The following is a 4057-nucleotide window of genomic DNA, read 5'->3' as shown; positions in this document are numbered from 1 at the left end:
GGTTGGCCGGTGGAACCGGAGGTGTAGATGACGTAAGCCAGATTGTCCGGACACAGGCCGGGGACATCCGGCGCGCCCGGATCATCGTGTTGCGTGTCGGCAATGTCGTCCATGGTCAAAACGCTGGCTGTGTGTAGGCCAGGGTTGGCCTGCAATTGTGTGTGCAGGTCGCTGCAGGTCAGCACTGCGCGCGGGCGGCTGTCCTCCAGCAGGAAGGCCATGCGTTCGCTGGGCAGTTCTGGATCCAGCGGCACATACGCCGCGCCGGCCTTGAGCGTGGCAAGCACCGCGACCACTTGCTCGATGCTGCGCGGTAGATACAAAGCGACCCGGCTCTCCAGGCCGACACCGGAGCGGCGCAGACGCTGGGCGAGTCGATTGGCGCGTGCATCCAGTTCGGCATAGCGCAGAGTGCGTTGTCCTTCACGCACCGCGATGGCATCGGGGGTGCGCTGCACTTGAGCTTCGAACAGGGTGTGGACGCAAGTAGCTGGGGTGAGCGGTGCGGTCTCGGTGAGAGTGAAGCGCCGCAATTGCGCGCGTTCGTCTGGGGGCAACAGCGGTAGCTGCGCGACGCGGGCGTGGTCGTTGGCGACCATGCCGCGCAACAGGGTCGCGAACTGGGCCAGATGGCGTTCGATGGTGCTGTGTTCGAACAAGGCCTTGGCATAACCCAGGCTACCGACGATGCGGTCCTGCTGCTCGTGCAGCGAGAACTCCAGATCGAACTTTGCATCGCTTGCTTGTGCAGGGATGGGCTGCAACCGAATGTCGGGCAGCACCAATTCGGCCTCGGGGACGTTCTGCCAGGTGAGCATGACCTGGAACACCGGATGCGCGGACAAACTGCGCTCGGGGTTGAGTGCTTCGATCACTTGTTCGAATGGCACGTCCTGGTGATCCTGCGCGGCCAGTGCGGTGCTGCGCACCTGGGCCAGCAAGTCGGCGACGGTGGGCGCACCGCGCAGATCGATGCGCAGCGCCTGAGCGTTGACGAAGAAGCCGATCAGCGCTTCGAGTTCGCTACGGGTGCGGTTGGCGACGGGCGTGCCGATCACCACCTGGTCTTGACCCGACAGCCGTGACAACAGCACGGCCCAGCCGGCCAGCACGGTCATGAACACGGTGGTGCCGTGGCGCTGGCTTAAGTGATTCAACGCGTCGGTGAGTTCGGTATCGAGGGTGATGTCGACATGGCCGCCGCGATAGTCCTGTACGGCTGGGCGCGGGTGATCGGTGGGCAGTTCCAACAGTGCCGGCGCGCGATGCAGGTGCTCGCGCCAGAAGCCAAGTTGATGTTGCAGTAGTGGTCCATCGAGCCAACGGCGTTGCCACACGGCGTAATCGGGATATTGGATCGGCAACGGCGGCAAGGGATCGGGTTGACCTTGCACGAAGGCGGCGTACAGCGCGCTCAGTTCCTGCACCAGCAACGCCATCGACCAACCATCCGAAACGATGTGGTGCATGGTCACCAGCAGGCGATGTTGCTGCTCGGCTAGCTGCAACAGGCGACCACGGATCAACGGAGCACGGCTCAGTTCGAAGGGCGTGTTGGTTTCCTGTTCGGCGTGGAGTTGGGCGTCGGCGTCGGGGTCTGCTGTTTGCCGCAGATCGATGCACTCCAACGCAAAGCCGACGTTGGCCGGCGCAATCACCTGTGTGGCGCCATCGTCGCTGGCGACGAAGCAGGTGCGCAGGGCTTCGTGGCGGGCGACAATGCGATCCAGGGCTTGTTGCAACGCGGACAGGTTCAGCACGCCGTGCAGGTCCACGCCGCCGGGCATCAGGTAGGCCAGTCCGGCGCGTTCGTCGAGTTGCTGCAAGAACCAAAGCCGTTGCTGTGCAAAGGACAGCGGCAGCGGCGCGTTGCGCTCGGTCTGCACGATGGCTGGCAGGGTGCTGGTGGCGACGTTGTCCAGGGCCTGGGCCAGATCGGCCAGACGCGGCTGGGCGAACAAGGTGGCCAGCGGCAGTTCCAGGCCGAGCGTGCTGCGGATACGCGAGATCAGCCGCACACCGAGCAGCGAGTGACCACCGAGGGCGAAAAAGTTGTCGTGACCTCCGACCTGTTCGACGCCGAGCAGCTCGCGGTAGAGATCGGCCAGCTGTGTTTCCCGTTCGCCTTCTGGGGCGAGGTAGGCTTGCGTCGCCAGCGCGTCGGCGTCCGGTGCGGGCAATGCCTTGCGATCTAGCTTGCCGTTGGGGGTCAGCGGGAACGTTTCCAGATACACATAGGCATTCGGCAGCATCACCTCGGGTAGGCGATTGGCCAACTGGCTGCGCAGGCTCTGCGCGTTGTGCGCATCGGCATCGCTAATTACATAGGCCACCAATCGCGGCTCGCCTGGTGTGTCCTCGCGCAGCAACACCACGGCATCCTGCACACTGGTGCAGGTACGCAGCGCGGCAGCGATTTCGCCCAGTTCGATGCGGAATCCGCGCAATTTGACCTGATTGTCGTTGCGACCGAGATAATCGAGCGTGCCGTCGACACGCCAACGCGCCAGATCGCCGCTGCGGTACATCCGTGCACCAGGGTGTTCGGCGAACGGATCGGGCACGAAGCGTTCGGCAGTCAGATCCGCACGACCGAGATATCCGCGCGCCAGCTGCGCGCCGGCGATATAGAGTTCGCCCGCTACGCCATGTGGGCACAGCTGCGCATGCGCATCGAGAACGTAGACGCGCACGCCGGTGAGCGGGCGTCCTAGCGGGATGCGCTCCTCATCCTCACCCAGCCCGTGCATGAGGCAGCCCACCGTGGTTTCCGTCGGGCCGTAGTGGTTGAAGATCTGCGTGCTGGGCGAACGCGCACGCCACCAGCGCACGGCATCGGCTGACAACGCCTCGCCACCGAGCACCAGCACCCGCACGCACCCGTCCAGCGGAGTATCGCCAAGTTCCTGCTGCAACAGCGCCAGATGGGAAGGGGTGAGTTTGAGCGGAGCGATGCCGCGCCCCTGCCGCAGTGCATGCGCCCACTGCGCCGGTGTACTGTCGTGCGCGCACAACTGCACGGTGGCCCCGCACAGCAGTGGAGGATAGACGCCGGTCAGGGCCAGATCGAAATGCAGCGAAGTGAAAACCAGTGAGATATCGCCTGCTTGCAGGGCACAGCGTTCGGTCAGTGCTGCGGTGTAGCCGACAAGACCCTGGTGGGGGATCATGACCGCTTTGGGCCGGCCAGTGGAGCCGGAGGTGTACATCACATAGGCCAGATGCTGCGGCCCCAGTCCTGCGATTTCGGGATTACGCGCGGACTCCGGCGTGATCGCGAGCTCGGCCAAGGCGATCGTCGGTTGCGTCAGTCCATCGCGCAACGCGGCAGGCAGCGTCTGGTCGACGACGACGGCGCAGGCGCGGCAGTCGTCCAGCAGATCGTGCAGACGCCTGTCAGGCAAGGCCGGATCGAGCGAAAGATAGGCGGCGCCGGCTTTGAGGACGCCGAGCATGGCCACGATGGCGGCGATGCCGCGCTCCAGGCAGATTGCCACACGGTCGTCCGGGCGCACGCCCAATGCGCACAGGTAATGGGCCAGCCGATTCGCCCGTGCGTTCAACTCGCCATACGTCAGCGACACCTCGCCCTGCACCAGTGCGATGGCTGATGGTGTTCGCGCCACTTGTGATTCGAACAGTTCGTGCACACAGGCATCGCGTGGATAATCAACTGCTGTCGCATTCCACTGCGTCAACACCTGCTGACGCTCGGCCTCAGGCAGCACGTCGAGATCGCGCACCCCCGTCTCCGGTGCATGGACAAGCGCATCAACGAGCCCTGCCAGCGCCTGCATCAGGAACGCGCCTATCCGTCCCGGGACCAGTGGGTGCTGCGACTGCACATTCACTGTAAAACCCGATCCAACATCATCGATGGAAACGGCCAGCGGATAATTCGTTCGCGTCTGAACTGACAGCGTCTGAATTCCCTCCCAGGCCATCGCCTCGGCAGTATCTTCTGTCTGGACGCCATGCCGGTAATTGAGCAGCGAAGTGAACAACGGCGCTGGCGCCGGAACACCGCTGCACCGTTGCGCCAGCGATAGCGGCGCAT

At 64.3% G+C, this 4057-nt stretch carries 2 protein-coding genes; one reads left to right on the top strand and one right to left on the bottom strand.

The window, feature by feature from the left end:
- Positions 1-3743: non-ribosomal peptide synthetase (locus tag XalbCFBP2523_RS15460; RefSeq protein WP_158250797.1), on the bottom strand; the 3743-nt coding region annotated here is incomplete at its 3' end.
- A 15-nt stretch (positions 3744-3758) separates the two neighbouring features.
- Between XalbCFBP2523_RS15460 and XalbCFBP2523_RS16665 the strand changes: the two genes are divergently transcribed.
- Positions 3759-3917 (top strand): hypothetical protein, encoded by a 159-nt coding sequence (locus XalbCFBP2523_RS16665; RefSeq protein WP_158250796.1) that lies wholly within the window; start codon positions 3759-3761, stop codon positions 3915-3917.
- The last annotated feature ends 140 nt before the right edge of the window (positions 3918-4057 follow it).

This window comes from Xanthomonas albilineans (genome assembly GCF_002939705.1).
GTDB classification, from domain to species: domain Bacteria; phylum Pseudomonadota; class Gammaproteobacteria; order Xanthomonadales; family Xanthomonadaceae; genus Xanthomonas_A; species Xanthomonas_A albilineans.
Note: the sequence above shows the minus strand (reverse complement) of the source record. Positions and strands in the feature narration are given on the sequence as shown.